This is a genomic window from Methylobacterium sp. CCH5-D2 (genome assembly GCF_001556475.1).
In the GTDB taxonomy this organism is placed as follows: domain Bacteria; phylum Pseudomonadota; class Alphaproteobacteria; order Rhizobiales; family Beijerinckiaceae; genus Methylobacterium; species Methylobacterium hispanicum.
The window spans coordinates 1-503 of the sequence record NZ_LSIX01000465.1 but is presented as its reverse complement, the minus strand read 5'-3'; the positions used below and the strand labels follow the sequence as shown (position 1 = coordinate 503).

Here is a 503-nt window from a genome sequence, read left to right as displayed (position 1 = left end):
GGGTGGTCCCCATGCTCCGCGCCATGTTCGCCACCTCGTGGCTGTGGGTCAGCCGGGTGCGGACGCTGTCGTTGCGTTCCAAGGGGAAGACTTGGGTCTTGTCCTGGAGGCGCCGCACCGGCGTCGAGAACAGGATACGGTCGTGGTCACGCTCGTGCTCGGTCCGGTCCTCGCCCAGCCGCGCCGTGTAGGCTCTGCCTGCGGCCTTACCCTTGCGCCGCTGGGAGTTGAGGAGGCGTCCCCAGTCGAGTTGATCTGCCATCCCTCGATCCCGTTGCGGCGAGGACGCCCGGTCCACCGCCCACCCACAACACCGTGCACCCCGGTCTACGTTCCGGCCCGCCGACGCGTCACGCCGGGATTCCGCTGTTGTCCACGGATTCCGTTCGGAACGGTGCCACTCGCGCCGGCAAGACACTAGGGCAGGCGCACCAGGATTGGAACATAGGGCGAACGAGATCGGCGGGGACCGGCCGCTCCGGAGGGCTCGGCCTAGCCCCGCC

1 pseudogene is annotated in these 503 nt (G+C 69.2%); it reads right to left on the bottom strand.

What is annotated here, in order from left to right:
• Positions 1 to 262, bottom strand: a pseudogene (locus tag AX737_RS11805) (deoxyguanosinetriphosphate triphosphohydrolase); the annotation flags it as partial.
• Positions 263 to 503: the final 241 nt, after the last annotated feature.